Raw genomic sequence first — 24395 nt, 5'->3', positions numbered from 1 at the left:
CGGGGTTGTCCGGCCCCACCACGCCCGCCGGGGCGCCCGTACCCGCTGCCAGGCGGGTACGGGTACACCGGTGGGCGCAGAAGGGCCGTCAGCCCTTGCCGCCGCGCACGTCCTTCCAGATGCCGTAGAGCACCAGGACGCACAGGGTCAGTGCGACGGCTGTGATGGCGACCGCGACGGCGGACACGGCGACGGAGAGCATCAGCGCGCTTCCGCCGACGCCGATCCCGACCCACTTCGCGGCCCCGCCGCCGGACTTCACCACGACCGGCGCGGGCACCGGGGTAGGTGCCTGCGGGCGGGGGTCGTAGCAGCCGCAGGCGCTGCTGTGGATGTGCTTCTGCAGCTCCATCAGGCTGCTCCCTTCAACTCATCCCGGATGCGCTGAGCGCGCTTCTGGCCGATGCTGAACTCACCCCGCAGGAGACGGACCGAGGGCGTCTCTCCGCTGGTGAGCATTGCGGAGAAGCGCTCACGCGCTTCACGGGTCAGCGGGTCCTCCTGGCCGGCGGTCAGCTCGTAGTCGCCGGGTACCGTCCAGTCCGGGTCGGGTACGTGCTCGTGCACCGCCGTGCGGGCTGCTTCGGCCGGGTACACCAGCGGCTCACGCACGGGCTCCAGCGCCGTGCGCATCGCCTCGAAGTCCTCCGGCGAGTACACCGCCGCAGCGAGCGCGGGTACGGCGGGCACGGCGTCGGGTACGCGCTCGACCGTCGTCACCGGCTTCTCGACGAGCGCCGGTTCGGGCTGCGCGGCGGCGAGCTGGACCGTCCACGGGGAGGGAAGGTCGACCGTGGCCAGCGACGCCGCATGCCGGCGCGCACTGAGCAGATCCAGAAGCATCTGCTTCTGCTCGGGCGAGGCGCCAGCCTGTGCCTTGCCCACGGCCGCCGACAGGCGACGCGAGAGCCGGGCACGACCACGCGCCTGCTGCGGCTTCTCCGACAGCTTCGCGGCCAGGTCAACGGCCTTGACCGTCCACCGGTCCCGGGTGATCTGCTCCGCATCACGGCCACGGCGCGCCACACCCAGACGGGAGAGCAGCCGCTCACGCACCTCACGGGCCAGCACCGCGGGAAGGGACTGCGAGTCCATACCCGGCTTGGCGTGACGCAGCTCGATGCCCATGGCCAGGTGCCACAGCAGCGCCGCACACACCGGGCCGAAGAACGCCCGCAGCGACGCGGGCGCCACGTCGTAGAGCACGAACGCGGGGATGACCTGCACACCGGTGATGAGCCACACCAGCGTGCCCGGAGTCCCCGGAGCCCCGTGCGAGCGGACGTTATGACGCGCCATCAGCGCCACGGAGAACAGCGCCACCTCCGCGGCGGCGAACATCGCGCCCCGCTCGATCAAGTTGTCCATCTCCAGGACCGTCCCGGCAAAGCGCCAGGAGATGTCACCGGAGTACGCCGTACACAACGCCGCCGCGAACCCAGCAGCCACCACCGCGGCAGGAGTCCGACGAGCGGACTCTGTCGAGGCCCGGCGCCTGCGGGAGACATCCCACGCGACCACAGCCGCGACCGGCACCAGCACCGCCAACACCACCGGCAGCGGGTGCACTTCGACCCACGTCAGCAACGCGTTCACGGCGTACCCCCTGGCGCCTGATCAGGCCCCACGTACAGGAAGCCGAAGAGGGCCTGCTGCAGCTCCAGGAAGTCGCGGCCAGCGATGAACTTGGGGTAGCCGTGCTGCTCGAGTACGGCGGCCACGTCGAGGGCCAGGCCGACCGTGAACCGAGGGTCTTCCTTCGGCCGGGGCCGGACCGGGAACGCACGCTCGCTCATCACGCCACCTCCTGCTCGGGCAGGGGCCAGTCGGCGGGCTGCGGCTGCTGCTGAGCAGCCAGCTCGCTCGCCAGCCGGTACCGGGCCTGTGCGTCAACGCGGGACGAGGCCCCGGCGCACCAGCCGCCGGCGGCCAGCTCTGCGGAAGTGAGGTCGGCCTGCATCTGGAGTCGAGCGGCCAGAGCCGAACGACGCCTCTCGAACGCGTTCATCAGGCCACCTCCGGCAGCAGTTCGGCAGCCTGGTTCGTCAGCTCACGACGCGCGGACAGGGCCCTGCGGCCCTCGCGGCGGGTGCGCCGCCGATCCAGGTCCCGCACCGGCCGGACCGGGGCCGAGATCTGCTCATCCATCGCGGCGATGTCCGCCTCGATGGCGGGCATCTCGCGCTCGATGGCATCCAGCTCCGCATCCGTGGGCTCAAGCCACGGGGCGAAGGCGGTAACAGCCTCTTGAACAGTGACGATGTGATCCATGGGTCGTGCTCCTAGGGTTTTGGAACGGCCCACAACAGCGCCCCCGGAGTGCCAGCTCCGGGGGCGCGCGCCGTTCGATCGGTGGTGGTGGTTCAGCGCAACGGCACTTCGGCCGCGTGCGGATGAGGACGAGGCGGCCGCGTCGGCAGCGGCGGCTTCGTCCTCTCGTGCTCAGCGCCGGCCATCAACGACCACCCTTGCCACGGGCGTTGTCCTGGCTGCGCTTGTTCGCCTCGCCCGCCTTACGGGCTAACTCGTCCCGCTCGGCATCTGTCAGACTCGCGATCACAGGTGACTCCTCATCAGTTGCCTGTACGCGGTCCCTCGGGTGGCACCCCGGGGGACCGCTCTCATGTGCGGAACCAGCGGATTCCGGCTCCCCTCAGCCCTGCTCGTACGAGACGAGCAGGGGAGGCAACCGCCGCAGAGCGCTGCGGAGCTGGTTGACGTGCTGGTCTCCTTCGGGAGCGTGCTCCCGTGTCAGGCCTATGGAGACATCGCCTTTCGGCTTAAGCCCTCCGGTTGACCAGGGGTCCGGGTCCCTCGGCCCGCTCTGTCCCGGGCCCCTTCGCACCGTGAGATCTAATCTCATCTGGTGCGCACCAGTAGAATGCATCTGGTGCGCACCAGTGTCAAGCGCTTCTTCTGAAGAGCTGTCCTCGGCGCACTTCCATAGGACCTGTCTGGAGCCGTGGCCGGTAGCCAACTGGGGTTCACTACAGAGCAGTTAAGGGACCTGTTAACCCCTGTCGACCTGCGCAGATGTGAGGCATGCTGGCAAGCGACGGCTCGCCCACCGCGCGAGGAGGGGACGAGATGATGAACGGCTTGAGGGCTGCGCGAGCGGCGCGAGGGATGTCACAAGAGCGACTCGTGCGCGCCCTCGATGCGCATGCGCGGCAGCGACGGATCGAGGTCGCCAGCCTCGCGAGTCTGCGCACTTACGTCTCCGAGTGGGAGAACGGCAAGCGCGGGATCAACGACCACTACGCCGCGATAGTGCGCGCGATTCTCGGTGTCACGGATGACGAGCTGCGCCCGCAGGCCGCCTCGTCGTCGTTGGCGCCACCAGCGGCGGACGGCTATGACGAGTTGCTGAACCGCATTGATGCTGCTCGCAACGTGAGTCAGTCCATGGTCCAGACGTTCTTGGATCAGACGGAACTACTGCGGACCATGGACCGTCAGATGGGGGCGTCGTCGCTCGTTGACCAGATGACGAGTCATCTCTCGACGCTGGAAGAGGCGCTGACCTTCGCAGTACTGCCCGACACTCGGCGCCCGGTGGCTGTTGCTCTTACCGGGGCTGCGACCCTGGCCGCCTGGCAGGCGCTCGACGGTGGTTTCGTGGAGCGGGCCTGGCGACACTACGAATTGGCAAAGCGGGCAGCCCAAGAGGCGGATGCACCGATGTACCTCGTGCACGCCATGGGAGAACAGGCGTACGTGCTCGCGGACGCCGGCCGTCTGCCGGACGCAATAGCGCTGGTCAGGTACGCCCGCGAGACAGGCGGTCAACGCCTGTCTCCTCGACTTCAAGCGTGGTTGCATGCCGCTGAGGCTGAGCTCTGCGCGAAAGCAGGCACGCCAAGTGAAGCCCGGAGGGCGATCGAGGCGGCGACGCGCTGCCTGCCGGCGGGCGAGTCTGCCCGAGATGACGACATGCCGAGCATCTTCCTGAATCACGGCCACCTCACGCGCTGGCGCGGCAACGTGCTGGCCCTGCTGGGAGACGACGACGCCGTGGCGAGTCTGTATGACGCCCTCGACGGCGTCGACCCCAGCTTCGTGCGCGCTCAGGCGGGACTCCGCTGCGATCTGGCACAGGCTCACCTCGTGCGAGACGAGCCCGACCAGGCGTCGGATCACTTGCGCGAAGCGCGCCTTCTGGCGAAGCGGACCGGCTCAGCGCGCCATTTGAGGAGGATCGAGCGGCTTACCCAGCAGCCGTAACCCCGCCGATCCCACGGTTGGCAAGGAGGTGCAGGAGCGCCACGAGCGTGCCCGATCCCAACAGGTCACCCTTTGCCATCAGACCGCGGATGTCCGAGAGGGGCACCCACTCGACGTGGCCGGCCTCCTCCTGATCTGTCGGCTCGCCAACGCGCGTGGCTCCGCGTCCGACAAAGACCTCGTGTGGTGAGTCCACCATCCCGACCATGGGCTGATAGGTGACGACGTGCTCCAGGGCATCTGGACGCCAGCCCGTCTCTTCCTCGACCTCGCGCAGCGCTGCTGCTCTCGCATCCTCACCGTCGTCGACGATCCCGCCCGGGAGCTCCCAGCCCCAGGACTGCGTGACGAAGCGGTAGCGCCACAGCATCAAGACCCTGTCCCGGTCGTCCACGACAGCCGCGATCGCGACGTGATGCAGGCGCACCAAGTGATGCTCGAAACGATCGACACCTGGCGGCTCAACATCTACGAGGTCGAGGTCCACCCACTTGTTCTCGTAGATCGTCCGCCGTCCGTGGATCTTCCAGGGTGCCAACCCTTCCGGGGCCTGTGTGGAGACTCCGCCGGCCACGCGATAGGAGCTGCGCCCGTGAACCACTAGGAGGCCCTCAGACACGAGCCGTGCGAGAACTTGCCGCAGCGCCGTACGTCGCACCGGTAGCCGTTCCTCAAGCTTCCGCTCGCTGGGCAGCTTGCTTCCAGGCCCCAACTCCCCCGACTCGATCCAACTGCGGATCTCGTTGTACGCCTCCGTTGACTTCGGACCCATCCTCGGAGCACTCTCCACTCTCGTCGTCTGGTGCGTGCCAGCGTATCCGCGCTGGGTGAGGTCGGACAGGGGCATCAGTGACGATCTCCTTAGCTCTGACTTGGCGGGCTTTGCGCAGTTCAGGGCGATGCATCGGAGCGTGTGATGTGTGCGGCCCAGAGGCACGTCTTTGACATCAACTGCTGACATCAACGTCGTCGTACTCAGCTGCACACCTGCGGACTCGTACTGCTCGTCGGGCCGTGGTATTGGCAGAGCGCTTCAGCAGCCGAGTGGAGTCGCCCGCGCCTTGTAAACAGAAGGTCGTCGGTTCGAATCCGACAGGCGGCTCTGGAGAAGCAGCAGGTCAGAGGCCCCGTACCGTGGATGGTGCGGGGCCTCTGTGCGCTGTACAGCAGTGAAGTACAGCGACCGTGGTGATCCTCAGGAGTTGGTGGCCCCTGGTCGAAGCCGGAGAAGAGCCGCTGCAGTGCCTCGCGGATCTCTTCGTCGATGGCATTCCCAGCTGGGTCACGCCTCTTGTTTGCGGTCGGTGCAGCCGCGTGGTGTCCGTCTCGCTGCGTAAACTGCCGGATCGCATGCCCGTCTGTGAGGTACGCGCACACTGGCGGTGCCCGTTCAGCCCGAAGGACTGAGGCGTGCCCGACCGACCTGAGGTTGTCTGCATCTGCGGCTCTACACGGTTCGCGGACGAGATGAGCGCCGCGAATCGTGATCTGACCTTCGCAGGTGTCATCGTCCTCGCGCCGGGGGTCTTCCTGCGCGCCGAGGATCACGGAGCAGACGAATTGATCACCGACGCGCAGAAGGCCGTTCTGGGCGCCCTCCACCTGCGCAAGATCGACATGGCTGACCGGGTTCTGGTCGTCAACCCAGGCGGGTATGTCGGCGAGTCCACGAGCAGGGAGATCGCATACGCCCGCGCCACCGGGAAGCCGATCTCGTTCACCGATCCCGTCTGACCGATAGTTGCTTCGTGGTGAGCGCGGCAACGAATTGGGGCGGACGGTGAAGAAGAGCCGGAAGCCAGCCGTTTACAACGCGGTCAGACAAGATCTCCTTGACGCGCAGGCCATTGGCCGGTCATGGCCATGTCCGAGCCGGCAACCGCACCGTCCCGGTACGCCGTTGATCCCGACCAAGGTGACGCTCTCGTGCCTTGGACGTCCTCGGTCAAAGGAATACTGCCGATCCTTGGTCGCCAACTCCGCAGACACGCGGCATCGTTGCTCCTGTCAGCACGCATCGCTGTCCGTAGGAGGGCGCTACCGTAACTGCATGCCGCACGTCTCCGCGCTCCTCATCATCGACATGCAGAACGCCCTGGTGGCGATCTCGCACCGGGCATCTGCAACCGTCGCCGCCATCGCCGGTCTTCGCGAGCGAGCCAAGGCCGCTGGTGTGCCGATCGTGACTGTGCAGCACCGGGGTGAGGGCGTGGAAGTCGGTACCGAGGGCTGGCAGATCGTCCCCGAACTCGTCCCCTCCGCCGACGAGGCGGTCGTCCACAAGACAAGCGCAGACAGCTTCCTGAACACCGATCTGGACGGAACCCTCCAGGCGTTGGGAGTCACCGAGGTGGTGGTCACGGGGTTCGCGACCGAGATCTGCGTGGACACCACGGCTCGGCAGGCTCTGAGTCACCGGTACGACGTGGTTCTGGTCGCCGACGGACACACCACTTCCCACCGACCCGCCTCCAGCGAGTTGGCCCCACCGGAGCAATCGATCGCACACCACAACGAGATCTACCGGCACCTCGATTTCCCCGGGCGCAGTATCCGTGTGCTGTCCGCGTCCGAAGTGCATTTCACACCTGTCGAGACTCCACGCTCCGCCCCATGATCATCGGGGCACCGGGCTGATGACCCAGCGGTGGCGGCACGGTCGTTGGGCGGTCTCGACACCGCTGCGGGCGATGCGGTGGGTGACGCCGCGTCCGCGTAACCAGCTCCGCAGGTGGTTGTAGCCGTAGCCCTTGTCTGACGCGCTTGATTGTTGTGTCGAACTTCAGAAAAACCGCATACGACTTGAACCAGCAGATTCGTCCAATAGCAGTCGAGACCCATGGAGCATCGAATGCCTCGCCATGACACGTCAAACGCCCCGGTCTTCAGTCTGTACTACATCGCTATCGATACCGAGGCCGGTGTGACGCCGGAGCAATTCGAAGCCTTTGTTCGCCATAAGGGCGTGCACATACCCTGCTACCCCGGATGGCGTTGGACGCTGCTGCGCGGCCTGCGTGGCGAACGAGCCGGCCAGTACATGATGCTGTTCGAGATCGACGACGCCGGGCAGCGCGACCGCTACCTGGAGGCTGACGGCAATCAAACAGAATTGGCACGCCAGTTCTGGCGCGATCGTCCCGAGGCTCGGGAACTTGTCCGTGAATGGCGAAAATACGGCACATTCAGCGAGTTGCCCACGATCTATACCGACTACCGTTTGCTGGCGGAGAACAAGAACAGCACCGTCGCCGATGGACCGCGTTACCAGGAGCGCGGCCCGGGAGAAGAACCTCTCGCCCGGGTGATCGGGATCCACAATCTCGCGCTGCGCCCCGACGTCCGGGCAGATACCTTCGAAAGCTTCATCGCCGAAAATCATCATCGCATCGAGGACTATCCCGACTGGAAGTTCCGCCTGCTGAAAGGCGAGCGCGGAAACCGGCTGGATCAGTACGTAGTGCTGATGGAGATCGCCAGCCTCGCGGCACTCCATGCGTTCTATCCTGATGCGGACATCGCGACTGATGAGGCTGCTGAATTCGCCAAGACCTATCGGGACACGAAGCAGATGTACGAGGAATGGAAGCAGCTGGCTTCGTTCTCCGGCTCACCGCAGATCTACACCGATTACCTGTCGGTGGCGGAGAGCCGGAGCTGACGCGCGTGAGGTGATCCCACCCAGGCTGCGGGGTAGGGCGTTGTAGGTTCGTTCGCGTGTCCACGTCAAGCACCTGGCGATCCGCTGGTTGCGGGACCGGTGTGAACACGCCGATGCCGGCTTCGTCGTAGCCGTTGTCGGCCGAAATCTTGCACTCGTTGAGGTCGCTTGCTCCGCAGTCGCAGTCGCCAACTGCGCCCTCATCTCGACGATCCAGGCGATCGCATGCCATGCCGTACGGCTCGAGACTTCAGCCAACCGGGTACCACTCGGAGCGGGTTGGCCCTCCGGACAGCCCCTGCCATCATCCTCCTATGACGGGGGCTTTACAGCGAGCGACTGTAGCCGCGGTCTGGGATCAGCAGAGTGTGTGGTCTCAGGCTGCCGGACAGCTGAAACAGCAGGTTGTGCGGGCGCGGGTCACTGCGTTGGCACTCGGTCTCGTGGCTGCGGCGTCGGGGACCGCGGCGTCGCAGGTGATGGCGTGGAGCGACACCGCCGGCAAAGTGCTGGCCTTCGCCGCCGCGGTCGCCGCCGGATGCGCGCCGCTCTCAGCCAGGCGCGGCGGGCCCGACAAGGTCAGCGACTGGACGAGGCTGCGCGCCGTATCCGAGGCGCTCAAGGCGGAGACATACGTTTGTCTCGCCGGAGCCGGCGCCTACCGGGATGACGGCGGCAGTGACCTGCTGCGGGAGCGAGCGCAACGGTTCGTGACGGAGGGCGGTGACCTGCTGCGGCACATTACCGGGGTCACGGCCGTGCAGCGCCCGCTGCCAGAGGTAGAGGACATGCGGTCGTACGTGGACCAGCGCCTCAGACGGCAGTTGGACGGGTACTACCGGCCCCGGGCCGCGTACATGCAGCGGAAAGTCCGGCTGCATGAACGGGCCGAGTTCGCGCTGGGCGGGGTCGGGGCGGTGCTGGCGGCCGTCGCCGCCACGTGGAACGAGGAGCAGATCGCGGCGTGGGTGGCCGTCGCGGCATCGGTCGGCGTGGCGGTGACCGCTCATGCCCTGGCCCAGCGATACGCCTACCAGCAGCTGGAGTTCACTCGGACATCCGAGGAGCTGGAGCGTCTGCTGACGCAGTGGTCGGCCTGTTCCGAGCCGACGCCGGAAGTCGTCGACCGGTTCGTGAACGAGTGCGAGCACGTGATCTCGGTGCAGAACGAGGCGTGGATGATCCGCTGGGCGGTGGGCTGAGCAGCTGCGTCCCCGCGGTTCCGTCCTGTCCCTGCACTCCGCTCAGCAAGGCCAGTGGTACCTCTCCCTGCGGCCACGGACTGTCATTCAGGCTCGCTGTGTGATGCGTACGGCCCCCAACGTCCACCGATGTGACACGGGGGCCGAGTGCCGCCGGTTTGACAGGTCCCACAGGGTCACGGGTAGGCGGCTGACGAGTCCGCCTTCGGCATTTCCCTGCGGGGGCGACGTGACGTCTGTCAGGTGCGGCCGGAACTGTCCACAGCCTGTGGGTTCAGCCCGCCGGTCCGCCGGTTCAGCACCCGGTGCTACGCCGGTCGGCCCGTCCCGTTCGGTTGCGCCGGTCGGCCGCAGCTCGTGGTCGGCCCGCCCCGGGGCGGCTGTGCGCGTTCGGAAGCCGGTGGAGCTGTGCCTGTCCGTGATGCGGCAACTCCCCTACGCTCTATCAGTTTTCACGCGGACTACGGGTGGAACCGCGCGGACGCCGTGCTCATCGTCGCGGAACCGGTCAAGCACGGGCTGCTCAAGGTTCGCGGGTGGCGGTTCGGCAGCTTCAGCCCGACCAAGGCGGGCTGGGAGGAGTACAGGCGGAACTTCATGTGGTCCGAGAGGAGCGAAGCGGTGCACATCTCGGCGAGTTCCGGCGGTTTCGTCGTGGCGAACGTCAGCAGTCCTCACGGCTATTGCTCAGGGAGGCGACAGCAACAGCGCCGGCATGCGCGTCTCCCAGCAAAAACTCGTCGAGGCGCTGAAGGAGGACGCGCGCAGTGCTGAGCCCGAGGAAGCCGTCAGGGCGCGGGAGTACGCCGAAGACCTGGAGGAGGCGGTCCGTACCGAAAGTCCGGCCAGAGCGGACCGGATCCTCGGCAGGATCAACACCCTTCTCTCTTCGGCGACGTCGGCGTTTTCGCTGACGAGGGACCTGCTGCCGCCCGGCAGTTGAGCCGTGCCGGACCGTCCGGGCCCCTGCGGCCGAAGCGCGTGAACTCTTTCGAGGGCTCGTGCGGAGTACGGGCAGCAGAGGAACATCCACGACCAGACAACGGGAGACCTCATGCACAAGCGCATGCTGCGCAGATCGGTCCTGGGCGTAGCCGGCTGCGTCACGCTGGCTCTCATGGCTCTGCCGGAAGCCAGCGCGGCTCGCGATGTGGCGCTGATCCTCGACTACACCGTGGCTAAGGAGTGCCGGGTGTACGAGAACTACCCCAAGGACGGGGTGGTCGGGAACGACCCGGAGTGGAAGATCAAGCCCGGGGAGATCGTCGCCTGGCGCTACAACGTCAACAGCCACTGGGCGATGATCAGCGACAAGAAGTACCGCAAGAGCAAGGACCACGCCTGGTGGGGGTTCGTCGACCCGAGCTGCATCGGCACTTCGGTGGGCGGCGAGCCGTTCCCGACGCCGGACAGCTCCTACCCGGCCGGGCGCGCGGTGCCCAAGCGCATCCTCGAGGGGCGCAGCGCCGTCGAGAAGGACCACTACCGCAAGGTCGACTTCCGCGTCGCGGCCGGCCCGGTGGTCGACTCGAAGCAGCGGATCGCCAGCAAGGGCACGCTGCGGGACTTCCCGAACCGCTTCGTGATCGGCAACGTCAAGGGCGACTGGCACGTCCACCGGACCTCGGAGCGGAAGGCCGGCTGGACCAAGGTCTACGTGCCGAACGCGAAGCGCTGGGGCTGGGTGCAGGACACCCACTTCTGACGGTCACCGCCGGCACCCGCTTCTGACGCCCACGGACGACACAGCAGGGCGGGCTCCCGCCCTGCCCGCTCCCGCACATGTCAGGTGACCGGACAAGAGGGGAGAGGCCCGTTCGGCCGTGGCAGGCGAACGGGCCTCTCTCGGTGTTTCTCGTGCCGGGCGCCGGCCCGCGCCACGTCCCGGCCGGCGCCTTGCCCCCGGGCGCCTCCCCTTCCCTCAGCGCTCCAGTCCGGACTCCAGCAGACGTCCCACCGGCCTGCGCGCCGCGAGGAGGGCGAGCCCGATGCCGATGCCGCACACGGCGGTGACGGTGAAGTACGCGGAGTTGCCGATCTTGGTGAAGAGCTGGCCCAGCAGTCCCGCCAGGGACGAGCCGAGGGCGAGCGTGAGGAAGTTCAGCCCGACCATCTGGGACCGGAACTTCTCGGGTCCGATCCTCGTGGCCAGCGACAGCCCCATGGGACCGACGAAGACCTCGGAGGAGCCGGCCAGCATCATGAACAGCAGGATGAGGAACAGCGGGATGTCGGCTTTGCCGGTGGCCTCGGCGATGACGAGCAGGAACAGGTAGGCGCAGCCGATCTGGGCGAGCCCGATGCCGACCTTGGCCACCGTCCCGGGCTGGCGCTCTCCCAGCCTGTTCCACATCCTGGCGATGAGCGGCGTGACGAGGACGGCCGCGAGCGGGCTGACGGTGGTGATCCAGGCGACGGGGAACTTCCAGTCCCCGATGGTCAGGTCGATGCGTTCGGTGATGAGGATCGATATCGCGGTGAACTTCTGGAAGAGGAACCCGAAGTACACCCCGGACGCCAGGAACAGGGGAAGGTAGCCGAGGATGCGCCGCCGCTCGTCGCGGCTGACGGCGGACGTCCGCGTCATCGTCAGGAAGTAGGCGGCGGCCGCCGCGAGCGAGGCGAAGGTCACCACGGTGGACAGGTTCTCCGCGTGGAGAAGGCCGGTGGCGACGGCGGCGCCGATGGCCGCCAGCGATGCCAGGACGGCCAGGGCCAGCAGCGGCCGACGGTTCCCGGGGAGCGGGTTGTTGACGGTACGGGCCCGTTCGGGGAGCTGCTTCATCGATGCGGCGTACTGGATCAGCGCCGCGCACATGCCGATCGCCGCCAGCCCGAATCCGTAGTGGAAGCCGAGTTCGTTCTGGGCGAGGCCGGTGGTGAGGGGGCCGACAACCGCGCCGATGTTGATGGCCATGTAGAAGTACGAGAAGCCGACGTCGCGGTAGCGCTCGTCGCCGTCCAGGACGAAGCCGACGATCGAGGTGATGTTCGTCTTCAGCGCTCCGGTGCCGAGGACGATGCACACCAGTCCGATGCCCAGCCCGGCGAAGCCGGGTGCGAAGGCGAGGACCAGGTGTCCGGCGGTGATGACGACGGCGCCGTACAGCACCATGTCGCGCGGGCTGACGAGCCTGTCGCCGAGCCAGGCGCCGAGGATCTGGGACAGGTATACGGCGCCGCCGTAGGCGCCGACGATGCCGGACGCGACGGCCGGGTCGAGGGCGAGACCGCCGTCCGCGAGTTCGTAGAGCAGGTAGAACGAGAGGATGCCCTGGAGGCCGTAGAAGGAGTAGCGCTCCCACAGTTCGGTGAAGGCCATGCTCCACAGGCCGCGCTTGAGCGGATGCCCGGGTCGCCCGTCGGCCGTCCCGTCGGTCTCGCGGCCGGCCGCCGCGGTTGTCTGGTCCGGTTTCATGTTCATTCGCTGAGTCCTGCCAGTCGCGAGCCGAAGCGGGCTATGAGGGAGGTGTTCCGGGAGTGGCGGCTCTCCTCCCACCGGTCGGCGATGCCGAAGAGCCGGTACATGGCGTGGATGCCGACCCAGCGGAGCGGTTCCGGCTCCCAGCGTCCTGAGTCGTGGTCGTTCCACGGCAGCCTGGACAGCGCGGTGTCGCGTCCCGCTGCCCTGTCCAGGAGAGTGCGTGCGGCGAGGTGGGCGGCGGTGACTCCGTGGCCCGCGAAGCCGCGCGCGACGCCGATCCTGGAGCCGGGGTCGAAGGTGATCCCGGCGCACCAGTCGCGGGTCACGCCGATGGCGCCTCGCCACGCGTGGTCGACGGTGAACTGCAGGTCGGGGAAGAACAGTCGGAGCCGTTCGCACAGCGTGCGCACGGTGCGGGCGTCCACGCCGCCGCGTCCGGGCGTCCCGGAGTTGAAGGCGTAGGGCGTGCCGCGGCCTCCGATGGCGATGCGGTCGTCGGCGGTGCGCTGCGCGTAGACGAAGGTGTGCGCGGCGTCGCCGAGGCATTCCCTGTCCTGCCAGCCGATCCGCTGCCAGACGTCGTCGGGGAGCTGATCGGTGACGATCATCGACGAGTTGACGGGGACGACGTCGCGCTTGCCGAGGCCGCGGACGTCGCAGTCGACCTGGCCCGAGTAGGCCTCCAGGCAGGTGAGGACGGTCCTGCTGCGTACGGCGCCGCGCGGTGTGAGCACGGTGCCGGATGCGATGCGGGTGGCGGGCGTGCCCTCGACGACGCGTACGCCCTTGGCCTCGACGACGGCCTTGAGGCCGAGGACGAGCTTGGCGGGATCGATACGGGCGGTGGTGCGGGTGAGCAGGCCGCCGAGCGCCGGGCCGACGGCGATGCGCTCCTTGACGGCGCCCGCGTCGAGGAGCGCGACGTCCTGCTCGCGGTATCCGCCCGCGAGGTCGGCCGCGTGGGCCAGTTCGAGGCGTCTCATCGCGGCCGGTGTGGTGGCCACCCGCAGGTGCCCGCCCCGGTGCTGGTCCGCCTGGACGCCCTCCTTCTCGAGGATGCGGAGGGTGTCGTCCACGGCTGCGTCCATCTCCCGCTGGAAGGCGGCGACGGCGGCGGCGCCGTCCTCCCCGCGGGCCCGGGCGGCTCGCGCGTACACCGCGCGGTTGCCGGGGAGGAGGGGCGAGAGCCAGCCGCCGTTCCGCCCGGAGGCGCCGTAGCCGACCTCCTCGGCCTCCAGGAGGGTGATCTTCGCGTCGGGGTCGTCGCAGGCCGCGTGGTAGGCGGCCCACAGTCCGGTCAGACCGCCGCCGACGACGGTGAGGTCCTGCTCCTCGACGGGCAGGTCCGCGACCCGGTGCCGCGGCGGGCCGGCCGGCCCGTCCGCGGTGTGGGCGGCCCGCATCCAGTGCGATATCTCGCCGTTGCGGTACGCGGTCATCGAAAGCTCCAACCGGGGGTGCGGTGTCTGGGACGGGTCAGTAGGTGGGGGGCGCCATCGCCCACAGCACGCGGGCCTCCTGCGTGCCGCCCGCCTCGGCGACCCGGTGGGGGTCGCTGCTCAGGTAGTGGATCGAGTCGAGGGCGGAGAGCCTGTGGCGCTGCCCGCGGACCTCGACCTCCACCTCGCCGGACAGGACCAGCAGCAGCTCCTCGGAGCTCCCGTGCGTGTAGGGCTCGACGCCGGTGGACCCGCCGGGCGCGAAGTGGCCGAGGAGCACTTCCAGATGGTCGAAGGAGCCGGGCGTGAGCTTGATCTTCGTGGCGCCTTCGCCGAACGACATGCCGTGGGTGTCGCGGAACCGCAGCACCGGGCTGGATATGGATCCGCCCTGCTCGAAGAGGTCCCCGACGGTGAGTTTGAGCACCCCGCACAGCCGCTGGAGGGTGTGCACGCTCGCGTTCGCCTGGTCCCGCTCGACCTGGGAGAGGTATCCCTCGGTGAGGCCGGTCTGTTCGGCTACGTCTTTGAGCGTGAGGTGGAGGGCCCGCCTGCGCCGTCGCAGTCTGGCCCCGACTCCGGTGCTGGATCCGGGCTGGTCATTCGGCATGGGCGGGAACCTAACAAGACTTTGCCGTAGTCACAATGGGCGATGCCTTGATCAAAGATTTCTTTGATGGTGCCGGTCAGGGCGATCCTCGGCCGGTGCGACAGCCGGGAAGAGGGCGGGGACGCGAAAGCAGGACGGCGGCCGGTGCGACAGTCCGGAGGACGGCGGGAGGGCGACGGGAAGACGGCGGGAAGCGTCCCCTGCTGCCGATGGCGTCCGTAGGATCGACCCGCCGTGAGACGACGAGGGGTGGAGGGCGTGATGCCCGGTCAGGTCAGTGCGGTGAGCCGCAGCGAGACGTACTCGTTCAGCAAGCCCAACCGCGAGGCTGTCACGCTGCTCGCGGGGCTCGGCGTGGAAGGAGACGTCCACGCGGGCGAGACGATCCGCCACCAGTTCCGTATGACCTATGAGCCGGACCTGCCCAATCTGCGCCAGGTCCATCTGATGCACGAGGAGCTCTTCGCCGAACTCGCGCTCAAGGGTTTCGAGGTCTCCGCTGGTCAGCTCGGCGAGAACATCACCACGCGCGGGGTGGACCTGCTGGGCCTGCCGGCCGGCGCTCTTCTCCGCATCGGGGAGCAGGCCGTGGTCGAGGTGACGGGACTGCGCAACCCGTGCTCGAAGATCAACGACTTTCGCAAGGGGCTGCTCGGCGAAGTCTTCGCCGTGGACCCCGCGTCCGGCGAGTTCACCTTCAAGTCCGGCGTCATGGCTGTGGTCCGCCGAGGAGGGGCCGTCCGGCCCGGCGACGCCGTCCGAGTCGAGCATCCGCCCGGTCCCCACCGGCCCCTGGAGCGGGTGTAGGTCAACACATCTAGGACTTGTCGCGAAGAGAACGGGTCGACGAGTTGAGCCGCGTCCGGCCATGTCGAGGGAACTGTCGAGCGAGCTGCCCCTGCGCGGTGTCCGGGCGTGGTGTCCGTGCGCGGTGCGCGTCGGCGGTTCGGTTCCGTACGGCCGTCGCGGACGCCCGCCCCGCCCCCGGACAGGCGTCGTCCCCCGGCCGACTCCCTTGGCCGGGGGACGAGTTGCCGCTCTCGCCCGGTGTGCCGCTCTTGGCGTGCGGTCCGCGGTCCGCGGCTTGCACTGTGGTCGGTCGGTCGGTCGCGTCCGCCCCGGGTCCGGCCTGGACGCCATGCGCCGGGCGGGGGCGACGGCTCGGCCGGACGGGGGCGACGGTGCCCGCCCGTCCGGCCGCGACGGCTCAGCGCAGGAAGCTGCCGAAGCGCGCCTTGGTGACCGGTCCCGCGACGTCGCCGGGGCCGAAGGCGGCCGCACCCTGAGTCGTCAGGCCCTCGCCGGTGCCGCGCAGCGACCAGACCGCCCCGGCCGAGGCGTTCTCCTTCACCGAGGAGACGTTCAGGTCGCGGTGCCCGTCCCCGTCGACGTCCTTCAGTGCGCAGGCCGCGCCGAACTCGTCGCCCGATTCCGCGACGCCGGGTACGTCTGCCGTGTCCTGGTGCACGACCTGGCTGCCCTCACCGGTGACGCCCGAGGAGCTGCCGTGCAGGAGCGCGACGGAGCCGGCGTCGGTGAGCCCCCCGAAGTCCTCGCCGCTGATGCCGAGTGCGATCTCCGCGCGGCCGTCGCCCGTGACGTCGGCGACCGAGACGCACGAGCCCGTCCTGTCGCCCTCCTCCTCCACGCCGGGGAAGCCGGGCAGGTCCTGGCCGAAGGACTGGCTGCGGTCCCCGGACGGACCGGAGGCCGACCCGTAGACCACGGTGACCTGCTGGTTCACGTCGTCGCCGAGCACGACGTCGTCGAAGCCGTCACCGTCCACGTCCCCGACGTCGGCGGCGCCGTCGTCACCGACGGACCCGAAGTCGCCGACGGTGCCGGTCGTGGTGAAGCCCGCTCCGCCGCCGAGCAGGACGTGGTTCCCCCACACGCCGTCGCCCTCGTACTGCCAGATCGCGATGTCCTGGCGCTTGTCACCGTTGACGTCGCCCACCGCGTTGGCGGTGACGGGGCCGCTGACGGAGGAGGGGCCGTCGACGCAGGAGTCGTCCTCCGCGCAGCCCGGACCGTCGTCGCCGTAGCCCCACCACTCCGACCGGTCCATGAAGTCGAGCCGTTCGGCGGGGGAGCCGTCGCGGGCGATCGGGCCCTTGAAGAGGGCGGCCGCCTGGGCCTCGGGGTCGTCGCCACCCACGTCGCCCTCGCCGAACAGCGCCAGGTCGGTCTTGCCGTCGCCGTCGAAGTCACCGGCCTGGGGTGTGCCGCCGTATCCGTCGAGGGCCGTGCCGCCGGAGAGCCCGGACGGCGAGCCCCACATGATCACGCTGCCGGACGGGGCGTCGGCGGAACCGATGACGAGGTCGCCGTAGCCGTCCCCGTCCAGGTCTCCCGTGCTGAAGGCCGAGCCGAACTCCTGCCCGGCGGCGGCCGATCCGGGCACGCCGCTCGTGGAGCGGCTCACCAGCTTCTTGCGCGACGGGTCGAGGCCGTCCGCCGAGCCGTAGGTCACCGCCACGTAGCCCGCCTCCGACTTGCCGGAGACGGTGCCTCCGGGGGCGCCGGAGACCAGGTCGGCGTAGCCGTCGCCGTTCAGGTCGTCCGCGGGGGCCACCGCCCCGGCCGGAGCCGCGTGCGCCTCCTGCGGAAGGGCCAGGGCGCTCAGGCCGCCCGCCGCCAGCAGCGCGGCGGCGAGCGGCGCCGCGGTACGGGCGGCCCGTCCGGCGCGGTGGCCGCGGGTGTCGGGACGTCTTAAGGGTGTCATCCGGAAAATCCCCTCCAGGTTGTCTAAACCATTCCTCATCGGAGACACGCCTGGGCCCGAGTCGGTTCCACCGGGACGGCCGTCGCGTCGGCGGGAGGCGGGTGTGCGGAGTACACCGCGGCTCATGGGTCCGCGCCGTACGGCGGGTCGCCAACGGACATCGGCGCACGGGGACTTCGCAGCTCACGCCGCGGAGCGGCCGGTCCCCGTGACCGCCGGACGCGGCGTCGCGCACGGCAGTCGGCCGAATGAGGGACTCCGTACGGAAGTTCGCCGAGTGCGGGGCTGTGCACGGCAGTTCATGGCGCGGCAGCTTCCTCGCCGTGCCCGCCCCGCACATCCCCCATCGCGGCCACAAGGCTCTCTTGTCATGTAACTGCACTACAGAACAAGCATCTTCAGTCAAAACATGAACTAGGCAGAACAAAGCTCTTGTCTTTCGAACAGTGACACCAAATACTCCCTTCAGCGCTTGTCAGGGGCACGACGGACATAACGTTCGCCGTGCCCGTTGACTGCGCCTCACGGGCCCGTGAAACGGACCCCCGATTCCTTACCTGGAGGAAGAAGTGAGGATCAGGCGCACCACCCCCACCAAGGGCATCCGCGGACGCACCCGGCTGATCGCCGGACTGTCCGGACTGGCCGCAGCGGCAGCGTTCACCGCGCCCGCCGTCGCAGCCGAGGCCCCCGCCACCCCCCAGTTCAGCGCCTCCCAGCTCTCCGCGGCGAGCGACGCGGTGCTCGACGCGGACGTCGCCGGCACCGCGTGGCACGTCGACAAGAAGAGCAACACGCTCGTCGTCACGGCCGACAGCTCCGTCTCCAAGGCCGAGATAGCGAGGATCGAGAAGGCGGCCGGGCCCCAGGCCGCGGCCCTGCAGATCGAGCGCACCCCCGGCAAGATCCGCAAGCTGACGCAGGGCGGCGACGCCATCTACGCCGACAGCTGGCGCTGCTCCGCGGGCTTCAACGTCCGCAGCGGCAGCACGTACTACATCGTCACCGCGGGTCACTGCACCGACGGTGCCGGCACCTGGTACTCCAACTCCGGCCGCACCTCGGTGATCGGTCCGACGGCCGGGTCCAGCTTCCCGGGCAACGACTACGGCCTCATCCGCTACAGCTCCTCCTCCGCCAGCCACCCGGGCACGGCCGGAGGCGCCGACATCACCAGCGCCGCCAACGCCACCGTCGGGATGTCCGTCACCCGGCACGGCAGCACCACCGGCACGCACAGCGGCTCCGTCACCGGCCTCAACGCGACGGTGAACTACGGAGGCGGCGACATCGTCTACGGCATGATCCAGACGAACGTGTGCGCGGAGCCCGGCGACAGCGGCGGCTCCCTGCGCAACGGCAGCAGGGCGATCGGCCTGACCTCCGGCGGCAGCGGAAACTGCACGACCGGCGGTACGACGTTCTTCCAGCCGGTCGTCGAGGCGCTCAACGCCTACGGCGTCAGCGTCTACTGACCGTCCACTGACCGGAGCCGGCGTACGCCACCTCCGGGCCGGAACCCGGGTCGTACGCACGCGACGGTCCGGGTTCCCCCGGAGCGCCGCACGGTCACTGCCAGGGCCCCCTCGGAACGTTCCGAGGGGGCCCGCTCCCGTTCCGTCCGACCCCGTTCCCGCCCCGCGACGGCCGTGACGTCCGGCACCTTCCCAGCGCCGCGGCGTGCGTCCGGCGTCCCGGGACTGGCCCCGGACCGATCAGCCGCGAGAGGCGAACGAGCCTGTGCGCAGAGCAAGTTGGTGCACCGGAGCGGCTCCGGCCGGCGCATGGGTACCTCGCCCGGGGGCGGCCGCTCCTCGTGCGTTGATTGCGGGTTCGGGAGGGGTGATGAATAGTTGAAGGAGGACATCATCGGCAAAAAGGAAAAGGTGCCCTCCAGGTACGAGGAGTGACCTCCCGCTTGCAGTACCCCGCCCGAAGCCGCCAGGACGCGTCCGTCCGCGCCCTGGCGCTCGCCGCCCCGTACCCGGTGCTGCTCATGCACGCCGACGGGACCGTGGCCGAGTACAACGCCCCGGCTGAGGCGCTCTTCCCCAGGGTCGTTCCCGGATCCCCCGCGTCGGACGTCCTGCCGGTTTGGCTGGCCGAGGCTGCCGCCGCCGAGTCCGACGGCGCCGTGCACGGCCGGATAGGGCAGCGGCCCTACACCGTCCGCACCGCGCCGGTGGGCGACGGTTCCACCGCCCTGTGGCTCGTGGGCGAGTCCGAGGACCGGCCTGCGGCCGACGAGCTGGCGCGGGAGCGCCGGCACACCCGCTTCCTCGTCGAGGCGTCCGAGGCGCTGTTCTCCACGCTCAATCCCGGCAGGTGCATGGAGGTGGCAGCGCAGCTCGCCGCGAGGTACCTCGCGGACGCCGCCGTCGTCATCTCCCCGGGCGACGGCCGGAGGCTGCCGGTGGCCATGTGCGACGCCGCCGGGCGCGTGACGCGGCGCACGGAGACAGCTGTCCCGGAGCAGGTGCCGGGCCTGGCCGAGGCGCTGCGCGGGTTCCCGCCGGTGCCGTTCCGCTGGATCGACCCCGAGCTCGCGGACTGGCTGCTGCCGGAGGGGGCCGACGGCGTCAAGGCGGTCGCTCTCGTCCCGCTGCCGGGGCAGGGAGTCCCGGCGGGTGCGCTCGTGCTGCTGCGCGCCACCGGGGAGGCCGAGTTCAGCGAGGGCGAGGAGGAGACCGCCGCACTGTTCGCGCAGTGGGCGGGTGCGGCGATGTCCGCGGCCCGGCTGTACGCGGAGCAGGCGTCGATCACCGACGTCCTCATGCGCGAGCTGCTTCCGCCGGTCCTCGGCGAGGCGGACGGACTCGAGCTGGCCTCCCGGTACCGCCCCGCCGGGGACAGCGAACGGGTCGGCGGCGACTTCTACGACGTCCACCACACGGTCGGTTCCGAAGCCGTGCCGGGCGGCACCCTGGTGGCGCTCGGCGACGTGTGCGGCAAGGGGCTCGAAGCGGCGGTCCTGACGGGCAAGATCCGCAACACCCTGGGAGCGCTGCTCCCGCTGGCCGCGGACCACCAGCGCATGCTCACGATGCTGAACCAGGCGCTGACGGGCACCCACCACTCCCGTTTCGCCACGCTCGTGCTCGCCTCGGCGGAGCCCGCCGAGGGCGGCCTCCGGCTGCGGCTGACCAGTGCGGGCCACCTGGCCCCGCTCCTCGTGCGCCGGGACGGCACCGTCGAGGAGGCCAGGACCCGGGGCACGCTCATGGGGGTGCTGCCTCAGATCGAGTCGGAGACCGACGAGGTCCTCCTGGCGCCCGGTGAGACGTGCCTGCTGTACACGGACGGCATCACCGAGGCCAAGGGCGGGCCGATGGGCGACAGCCGGTTCGGCGAGGAGCGGCTCAGACGGGCGCTCGCCGAGTGCGCCGGGCTCCCGGCGGAGGTGGTGGTCGAGCGTGTGCACATGCTCGCCGCCGAGTGGGTGGGCGAGGACGAGCACGACGACATGGCCCTGATCGCGCTCACCGCTCCGCGACGGCCCGAACCGGCGGCGGCGAGCCCGGACCTGGAGGGTGACGCGTGACCGTCCCGCCTTCGGACTTCCCGCCCGGCGACGAGCCGGGGCAGCCGCCCGAACCGTCCGGACCCGTGCTGTTCACGCCGGGGGCTCCCGCCGGCCCCGTGCCGCCCGGTCCGCAGGGCGAGCTCGCCGCGGAGTGGGCCGGGAGGCTCTGGCGCGCCGTCGAGGCCGGCGACGAGTACGTCGCGCTGAAGACGGTGCGTGACGCGCTGGACGCCGGACTGGAGCCCGAGAGCGTCCTGCTGGACGTCATCGGGGCCGTGCAGCACCGCGTCGGCGTCGAATGGGCGGCCGACCGCATGTCCGTGGCGGCGGAGCACGCCGCGACGGCGATCAGCGACCGGGCCGTCGCGGCGCTCCCGCCGCAGGAGAACCCGGAGCCGCGCGGCCGCGTCACCGTGGCCTGCGTGGACGGCGAGTGGCACGCGTTGCCCGCGCGGCTGCTGACCGAGGTGCTCCGGCTGCGCGGCTGGCAGGTCGACTACCTCGGCGCCCAGGTGCCCTCGTCGCACCTCGTCTCCCCTCTGCACCGCACCGGTTCGGAGACGGTCGCCCTGTCCAGCTCGCTGCCCACCCGGCTCCCCACCGCGCACGCGGCGATCACCGCCTGCCAGGCGGCGGGCGCGCCGGTCATGGTCGGCGGTGCGGCGTTCGGCCCGGGCGGACGGTACGCGCGGGTGCTCGGCGCTCAGGCCTGGGCGCCGGACGCGCGGGCCGCCGCCGACCGGCTGGCCGAGGGGATCCCGCTGCCCGCCGGCGGCCGTCCCGCGGGCGAGCTGCCGCACCTGCGCGACCAGGAGTACACGATGGTCAAGCGCAGCTCCCGGGAGCTGGTGCGCGCCACCTTCTCGGGGCTGGAGAAGCGCTGTCCGGCCATGGCGGACTACAGCGAGGCGCAGCGCGAGCGCACCGCCGAGGACCTCGCCCACATCGTCGACTTCCTCGGCGCCGCCCTGTACGTCGACGACGTCGGGCTCTTCACCGGCTTCCTGGGCTGGACCTCCGACATCCTCGCGGCCCGCGGAGTGCCTCCCGCCTCGCTGCTGCCGGGACTGGACCTGCTCGACGAGCAGCTCCGCGACTTCCCCCGCACCAGGAACCTGCTCGCACGCGGCCGGGAGGCCGTGGAAGAGCGCTGCTGACCCGCGGCGCGTCATGCCCGGGGGCGTAGGCGCCCTTCCGGTACGGCCCCGCGCCCCTCACCGCCACGGCCCGCTCGGCTCATCCGGTCCCGGGCGGCGGTTCATCCGGTGGTTCCGTGCGGCGGCGCGATCCGCTTCTCGAACCAGTGGTGGGCGTACGGCTCGTCGTTGAAGGCGGGGACCTCCTGGAAGCCGGCCGAGTGGTACAGCGCGATCGCGGCGTCGAGGGTCTTGTTGGTGTCCAGGCGGAGCACCCGGACTCCCTTCTCGGCAGCGCGTGCCTCCAGTTCGGCCAGGAAGCGGCGGCCGAGGCCCAGCCGCCGGGCCCGGGGCGCGATCCACATGCGCTTGATCTCCGCCGGGGCTCCGGAGGGCAGCTTCAGCCCGGCGCAGCCCACCGGCTCGCCGTGCAGCCGGGCGACGACGAACAGGCCGCGCGGCAGGCGGAGTTCCCCCGCGTCGGGCAGGAGGCTCAGCGCGGGGTCGAAGCCGCTGTCGAACCGCTCCTGAAGCTCGGTGAAGTAGGACCGCAGGCAGTACTCCGCGTCCGGATGGTCCGGGTCGACGGTCTCCAAGGTCACGGTCGAGGCGGTCAGCAGCCGCTCGACCTCCGCCATCGCGTCGACGAGGCGGGCGCGCTGGGAGGGGTTGAGCGGTTCGAGGAGCGAGCCGGCCAGCTCGTCGCTGCCGGAGTCGAGGGCGGCGCGCTCGGCGCGTCCGGCTTCGGTGAGGCGGACGGTGCGCACCCGCCTGTCCCGCTGCTGCCGCTCGACGGTCACGAGCCCGTCGTTCTCCAGTGAGCGCAGCAGCCGGCTGACGTATCCGGAGTCCAGCTCCAGCCGCTCGCGCAGCTCCCGCACGTCGCGTCCGCCGTCCCCGGTCTCCCACAGCAGCCGCGCCGCACCGATGGGCCGCTCCCGCCCGAGGTACCGGTCGTTCAGCGCGCCCACGCGCTCGGTGACGGTGCGGTTGAACCGCCGTACTCGCTCGATCTGCACTCGCTCGACCTGTGCCTCGTCCATTCTCTGACTCTAGTCAGAGAATGGTGCGGGCGGCCAGGGGCTGAGCCGATCCCCTCACCCCGGCCCGCCAGGCCGCGTGGGCCGGCAGTCGCGGGCCGCCCGGTTACGAACCGTCCTGCCGCTGGTCGCCGGCGGGCGAGCCGTCCGGCTCCGGGACCGGGTCGAGCAGGTGGGGCCCGTTGTTGCGGACGTTGTTGACGGCGGTCGAGACGGGCCGGGCGTCGAGGCGGCCGCCGGCGGGAGAGGAGAGCAGCGAGCGGAGCTCGTCCGGGTCCTGGTGTGCGGGGTCGAGCCACGCCGCCTGGTCGCCGGGGGTGATGGCGAGCGGCATGCGCGGGTGGACCCGGCCGGCGGCGTCGGTGGCCTCGGTGGTGATGACGGTGCACGTCGCCCACCACGCCCGCGGGTCGCCGTCGTCGCGCTCAGGGTCGCGCCAGAACTCGTACAGCCCCGCCAGCGCCATGATCTCGCCGTCCTCCGGCGTGATGAAGTACGGCTGCTTGTAGCTCTTGCCGGTGCCGGCCGCCCGGGCCGTGCGCCACTCGTAGAAACCGTCAGCGGGCAGCAGGCAGCGCCGCTTGGCGAACGCACGCCGGTAGGCCGGCTTCTCGTGGACGGTCTCCACGCGGGCGTTGATCATCTTCGGGCCGACGTTCGGGCTCTTCGCCCAGAACGGCACCAACCCCCAGCGCAAAGGCCTGAGTTGCCGCTCGACCGCTCCTGTCTCACGGTCGGGTGCCTCGACGACGGCCCACACCTCGTCCGTGGGCGCGACGTTGTAGTTCGGGGCCAGCGCCTGCTCGGGCTCCCACCGGTCGACGTCGAAGAGGCCGGCGAGGTCCTCGGGCGCGCGGGTGGAGGCGTATCTGCCGCACATGCGTCCACATTGCCACGCCGGGGCGGAGAGCGGTGCGGGGCTACTCGTCGACCTTGTCGATCTTCTCCTGGTCGACGACGCCCTCCTCGTCGAAGATGTCGTCGCCGTTGTACGCCCGGTGCGTGACGATCACGACGTAGTCCTCGTCGTTGAGGTCCTCGCACTCCGCGGGCCGCGGGTCGCTCATGGCGTGCTTCGGGGGCTTCTTCATGTGTGCGACTTTCGCCGCGCACTCTTCGGCGATCTTCTCCTGTGACTGGGCGCAGCCGGTCAGTGCGGCGATTGCGATCAGTGGTGCGACGGCACGAGCGCGCATGGTCCCCCCTCCTTGAAGCGTGGAGAGGATGGTAGCCGTGCGGAGCTTCCGCATCACCCGAAGTAATGAAAGGGATGCGCAGTCCGGTGCCGGCCTGCTACGAGCCGGCCGCTCCCCGGTCTGCCCGCACTCGGCGAGGCGCCCTATTTATACGTTTATCTGCCGTTACATTCGATCTGCTGCAGCGCGACTCATCGACATCTACGGAGGCACGC

24 protein-coding genes are annotated in these 24395 nt (G+C 69.8%); 11 read left to right on the top strand and 13 right to left on the bottom strand.

The features are described from left to right. Window positions 1–88: 88 nt before the first annotated feature. The 5 genes from IEY56_RS08160 to IEY56_RS08140 are packed head-to-tail and all read right to left on the bottom strand — an operon-like array spanning window position 89 to window position 2271. Window positions 89–352, bottom strand: coding sequence for a hypothetical protein (locus tag IEY56_RS08160; protein ID WP_189036427.1), 264 nt, complete (start codon window positions 350–352; stop codon window positions 89–91). Next, on the bottom strand, window positions 352–1596 hold the full coding sequence (locus IEY56_RS08155; RefSeq protein ID WP_189036426.1) for a hypothetical protein: 1245 nt from the start codon (window positions 1594–1596) through the stop codon (window positions 352–354). The genes IEY56_RS08160 and IEY56_RS08155 overlap by 1 nt, the downstream gene beginning before the upstream one ends. Beyond that, window positions 1593–1796: a hypothetical protein gene (locus IEY56_RS08150; protein WP_189036425.1), complete on the bottom strand. Its 204-nt coding sequence runs from the start codon at window positions 1794–1796 to the stop codon at window positions 1593–1595. The genes IEY56_RS08155 and IEY56_RS08150 overlap by 4 nt, the downstream gene beginning before the upstream one ends. Next, on the bottom strand, window positions 1796–2008 hold the full coding sequence (locus IEY56_RS08145) for a hypothetical protein (protein ID WP_189036424.1): 213 nt from the start codon (window positions 2006–2008) through the stop codon (window positions 1796–1798). The genes IEY56_RS08150 and IEY56_RS08145 overlap by 1 nt, the downstream gene beginning before the upstream one ends. After that, entirely contained in the window at window positions 2008–2271 is a 264-nt protein-coding gene (locus IEY56_RS08140; RefSeq protein ID WP_189036423.1) for a DUF6284 family protein, read from the bottom strand. The genes IEY56_RS08145 and IEY56_RS08140 overlap by 1 nt, the downstream gene beginning before the upstream one ends. An 816-nt stretch (window positions 2272–3087) precedes the next feature. On the opposite strand from IEY56_RS08140, the gene IEY56_RS08135 reads away from it, so the two are divergent. Continuing rightward, window positions 3088–4224: a helix-turn-helix domain-containing protein gene (locus IEY56_RS08135; protein ID WP_189036549.1), complete on the top strand. Its 1137-nt coding sequence runs from the start codon at window positions 3088–3090 to the stop codon at window positions 4222–4224. On the opposite strand, the gene IEY56_RS08130 is transcribed toward IEY56_RS08135, so the two are convergent. Beyond that, window positions 4208–4996, bottom strand: coding sequence for an NUDIX domain-containing protein (locus IEY56_RS08130; protein ID WP_189036548.1), 789 nt, complete (start codon window positions 4994–4996; stop codon window positions 4208–4210). The genes IEY56_RS08135 and IEY56_RS08130 overlap by 17 nt on opposite strands. A 638-nt stretch (window positions 4997–5634) precedes the next feature. On the opposite strand from IEY56_RS08130, the gene IEY56_RS08125 reads away from it, so the two are divergent. The 6 genes from IEY56_RS08125 (at window position 5635) to IEY56_RS08100 (ending at window position 10792) form a co-directional block, all read left to right on the top strand. Continuing rightward, window positions 5635–5958: a hypothetical protein gene (locus tag IEY56_RS08125; protein ID WP_189036422.1), complete on the top strand. Its 324-nt coding sequence runs from the start codon at window positions 5635–5637 to the stop codon at window positions 5956–5958. A gap of 316 nt (window positions 5959–6274) precedes the next feature. Beyond that, window positions 6275–6841: a cysteine hydrolase family protein gene (locus IEY56_RS08120; RefSeq protein WP_189036421.1), complete on the top strand. Its 567-nt coding sequence runs from the start codon at window positions 6275–6277 to the stop codon at window positions 6839–6841. 234 nt (window positions 6842–7075) lie between these two features. Beyond that, window positions 7076–7885 (top strand): hypothetical protein, encoded by an 810-nt coding sequence (locus IEY56_RS08115; protein WP_189036420.1) that lies wholly within the window; start codon window positions 7076–7078, stop codon window positions 7883–7885. A gap of 230 nt (window positions 7886–8115) precedes the next feature. Continuing rightward, entirely contained in the window at window positions 8116–9087 is a 972-nt protein-coding gene (locus tag IEY56_RS08110) for a DUF4231 domain-containing protein (protein ID WP_373292050.1), read from the top strand. A 715-nt stretch (window positions 9088–9802) separates the two neighbouring features. After that, window positions 9803–10030, top strand: a complete 228-nt coding sequence (locus IEY56_RS08105; protein ID WP_189036418.1) for a hypothetical protein — start codon at window positions 9803–9805, stop codon at window positions 10028–10030. A 111-nt stretch (window positions 10031–10141) separates the two neighbouring features. Next, a complete protein-coding gene (locus tag IEY56_RS08100) occupies window positions 10142–10792 on the top strand; it encodes a hypothetical protein (RefSeq protein ID WP_189036417.1) in 651 nt (216 codons plus the stop codon). A gap of 216 nt (window positions 10793–11008) precedes the next feature. Here the strand turns inward: IEY56_RS08100 and IEY56_RS08095 are convergent, their stop codons facing one another. Genes IEY56_RS08095 through IEY56_RS08085 form a run of 3 tightly spaced genes read right to left on the bottom strand, consistent with a single transcriptional unit; the run spans window position 11009 to window position 14560 of the window. Further along, complete coding sequence (locus IEY56_RS08095; protein ID WP_229711707.1) at window positions 11009–12511, bottom strand: peptide MFS transporter; 1503 nt, start codon at window positions 12509–12511, stop codon at window positions 11009–11011. After that, window positions 12508–13950: an NAD(P)/FAD-dependent oxidoreductase gene (locus IEY56_RS08090; RefSeq protein ID WP_189036416.1), complete on the bottom strand. Its 1443-nt coding sequence runs from the start codon at window positions 13948–13950 to the stop codon at window positions 12508–12510. Before IEY56_RS08090 ends, IEY56_RS08095 begins: the two co-directional genes overlap by 4 nt. Before the next feature lie 37 nt (window positions 13951–13987). Further along, window positions 13988–14560, bottom strand: a complete 573-nt coding sequence (locus IEY56_RS08085; protein WP_189036415.1) for a helix-turn-helix domain-containing protein — start codon at window positions 14558–14560, stop codon at window positions 13988–13990. Between the two features lie 261 nt (window positions 14561–14821). On the opposite strand from IEY56_RS08085, the gene IEY56_RS08080 reads away from it, so the two are divergent. Then, window positions 14822–15367, top strand: coding sequence for an MOSC domain-containing protein (locus IEY56_RS08080; protein WP_189036546.1), 546 nt, complete (start codon window positions 14822–14824; stop codon window positions 15365–15367). Window positions 15368–15767: 400 nt separating this feature from the next. Here IEY56_RS08080 and IEY56_RS08075 read toward each other — a convergent pair whose 3' ends face one another. Then, complete coding sequence (locus tag IEY56_RS08075; RefSeq protein ID WP_189036414.1) at window positions 15768–17285, bottom strand: FG-GAP-like repeat-containing protein; 1518 nt, start codon at window positions 17283–17285, stop codon at window positions 15768–15770. A gap of 569 nt (window positions 17286–17854) precedes the next feature. Between IEY56_RS08075 and IEY56_RS08070 the strand changes: the two genes are divergently transcribed. From IEY56_RS08070 to IEY56_RS08060, 3 genes are all read left to right on the top strand, one after another. Next, window positions 17855–18760, top strand: coding sequence for a S1 family peptidase (locus IEY56_RS08070; RefSeq protein ID WP_189036413.1), 906 nt, complete (start codon window positions 17855–17857; stop codon window positions 18758–18760). A gap of 521 nt (window positions 18761–19281) precedes the next feature. Next, window positions 19282–20826 carry a PP2C family protein-serine/threonine phosphatase gene (locus IEY56_RS08065; protein WP_189036545.1) on the top strand — a complete coding sequence of 515 codons (1545 nt, stop codon included), beginning with the start codon at window positions 19282–19284 and terminating at the stop codon, window positions 20824–20826. 98 nt (window positions 20827–20924) lie between these two features. Continuing rightward, the gene (locus IEY56_RS08060; protein WP_189036544.1) at window positions 20925–21965 is read left to right on the top strand and encodes a cobalamin B12-binding domain-containing protein; all 1041 of its coding nucleotides are present in this window, start codon (window positions 20925–20927) and stop codon (window positions 21963–21965) included. A gap of 101 nt (window positions 21966–22066) precedes the next feature. Here IEY56_RS08060 and IEY56_RS08055 read toward each other — a convergent pair whose 3' ends face one another. The 3 genes from IEY56_RS08055 to IEY56_RS08045 form a co-directional block, all read right to left on the bottom strand. Further along, complete coding sequence (locus IEY56_RS08055; protein ID WP_189036412.1) at window positions 22067–22987, bottom strand: bifunctional helix-turn-helix transcriptional regulator/GNAT family N-acetyltransferase; 921 nt, start codon at window positions 22985–22987, stop codon at window positions 22067–22069. A gap of 103 nt (window positions 22988–23090) precedes the next feature. Continuing rightward, window positions 23091–23864 carry an SOS response-associated peptidase gene (locus IEY56_RS08050; protein ID WP_189036411.1) on the bottom strand — a complete coding sequence of 258 codons (774 nt, stop codon included), beginning with the start codon at window positions 23862–23864 and terminating at the stop codon, window positions 23091–23093. A 40-nt stretch (window positions 23865–23904) separates the two neighbouring features. Next, window positions 23905–24180 (bottom strand): hypothetical protein, encoded by a 276-nt coding sequence (locus tag IEY56_RS08045; protein ID WP_189036410.1) that lies wholly within the window; start codon window positions 24178–24180, stop codon window positions 23905–23907. Window positions 24181–24395 lie beyond the last annotated feature (215 nt).

It is taken from the genome of Streptomyces daqingensis (genome assembly GCF_014645895.1).
Classification (GTDB): Bacteria; Actinomycetota; Actinomycetes; order Streptomycetales; family Streptomycetaceae; genus Streptomyces; species Streptomyces daqingensis.
Note: the sequence above shows the minus strand (reverse complement) of the source record. Positions and strands in the feature narration are given on the sequence as shown.

Bases quoted from the DNA above. Each gene is read 5' to 3' on its own strand.
- IEY56_RS08160 (WP_189036427.1), bottom strand. From the start codon at position 352: ATGGAGCTGCAGAAGCACATCCACAGCAGCGCCTGCGGCTGCTACGAC.
- IEY56_RS08150 (WP_189036425.1), bottom strand. From the start codon at position 1,796: ATGAGCGAGCGTGCGTTCCCGGTCCGGCCCCGGCCGAAGGAAGACCCT.
- IEY56_RS08145 (WP_189036424.1), bottom strand. From the start codon at position 2,008: ATGAACGCGTTCGAGAGGCGTCGTTCGGCTCTGGCCGCTCGACTCCAG.
- IEY56_RS08140 (WP_189036423.1), bottom strand. From the start codon at position 2,271: ATGGATCACATCGTCACTGTTCAAGAGGCTGTTACCGCCTTCGCCCCG.
- IEY56_RS08135 (WP_189036549.1), top strand. From the start codon at position 3,088: ATGATGAACGGCTTGAGGGCTGCGCGAGCGGCGCGAGGGATGTCACAA.
- IEY56_RS08130 (WP_189036548.1), bottom strand. From the start codon at position 4,996: ATGGGTCCGAAGTCAACGGAGGCGTACAACGAGATCCGCAGTTGGATC.
- IEY56_RS08120 (WP_189036421.1), top strand. From the start codon at position 6,275: ATGCCGCACGTCTCCGCGCTCCTCATCATCGACATGCAGAACGCCCTG.
- IEY56_RS08115 (WP_189036420.1), top strand. From the start codon at position 7,076: ATGCCTCGCCATGACACGTCAAACGCCCCGGTCTTCAGTCTGTACTAC.
- IEY56_RS08110 (WP_373292050.1), top strand. From the start codon at position 8,116: ATGCCGTACGGCTCGAGACTTCAGCCAACCGGGTACCACTCGGAGCGG.
- IEY56_RS08105 (WP_189036418.1), top strand. From the start codon at position 9,803: ATGCGCGTCTCCCAGCAAAAACTCGTCGAGGCGCTGAAGGAGGACGCG.
- IEY56_RS08100 (WP_189036417.1), top strand. From the start codon at position 10,142: ATGCACAAGCGCATGCTGCGCAGATCGGTCCTGGGCGTAGCCGGCTGC.
- IEY56_RS08095 (WP_229711707.1), bottom strand. From the start codon at position 12,511: ATGAACATGAAACCGGACCAGACAACCGCGGCGGCCGGCCGCGAGACC.
- IEY56_RS08090 (WP_189036416.1), bottom strand. From the start codon at position 13,950: ATGACCGCGTACCGCAACGGCGAGATATCGCACTGGATGCGGGCCGCC.
- IEY56_RS08085 (WP_189036415.1), bottom strand. From the start codon at position 14,560: ATGCCGAATGACCAGCCCGGATCCAGCACCGGAGTCGGGGCCAGACTG.
- IEY56_RS08080 (WP_189036546.1), top strand. From the start codon at position 14,822: ATGCCCGGTCAGGTCAGTGCGGTGAGCCGCAGCGAGACGTACTCGTTC.
- IEY56_RS08075 (WP_189036414.1), bottom strand. From the start codon at position 17,285: ATGACACCCTTAAGACGTCCCGACACCCGCGGCCACCGCGCCGGACGG.
- IEY56_RS08065 (WP_189036545.1), top strand. From the start codon at position 19,282: ATGCACGCCGACGGGACCGTGGCCGAGTACAACGCCCCGGCTGAGGCG.
- IEY56_RS08055 (WP_189036412.1), bottom strand. From the start codon at position 22,987: ATGGACGAGGCACAGGTCGAGCGAGTGCAGATCGAGCGAGTACGGCGG.
- IEY56_RS08050 (WP_189036411.1), bottom strand. From the start codon at position 23,864: ATGTGCGGCAGATACGCCTCCACCCGCGCGCCCGAGGACCTCGCCGGC.
- IEY56_RS08045 (WP_189036410.1), bottom strand. From the start codon at position 24,180: ATGCGCGCTCGTGCCGTCGCACCACTGATCGCAATCGCCGCACTGACC.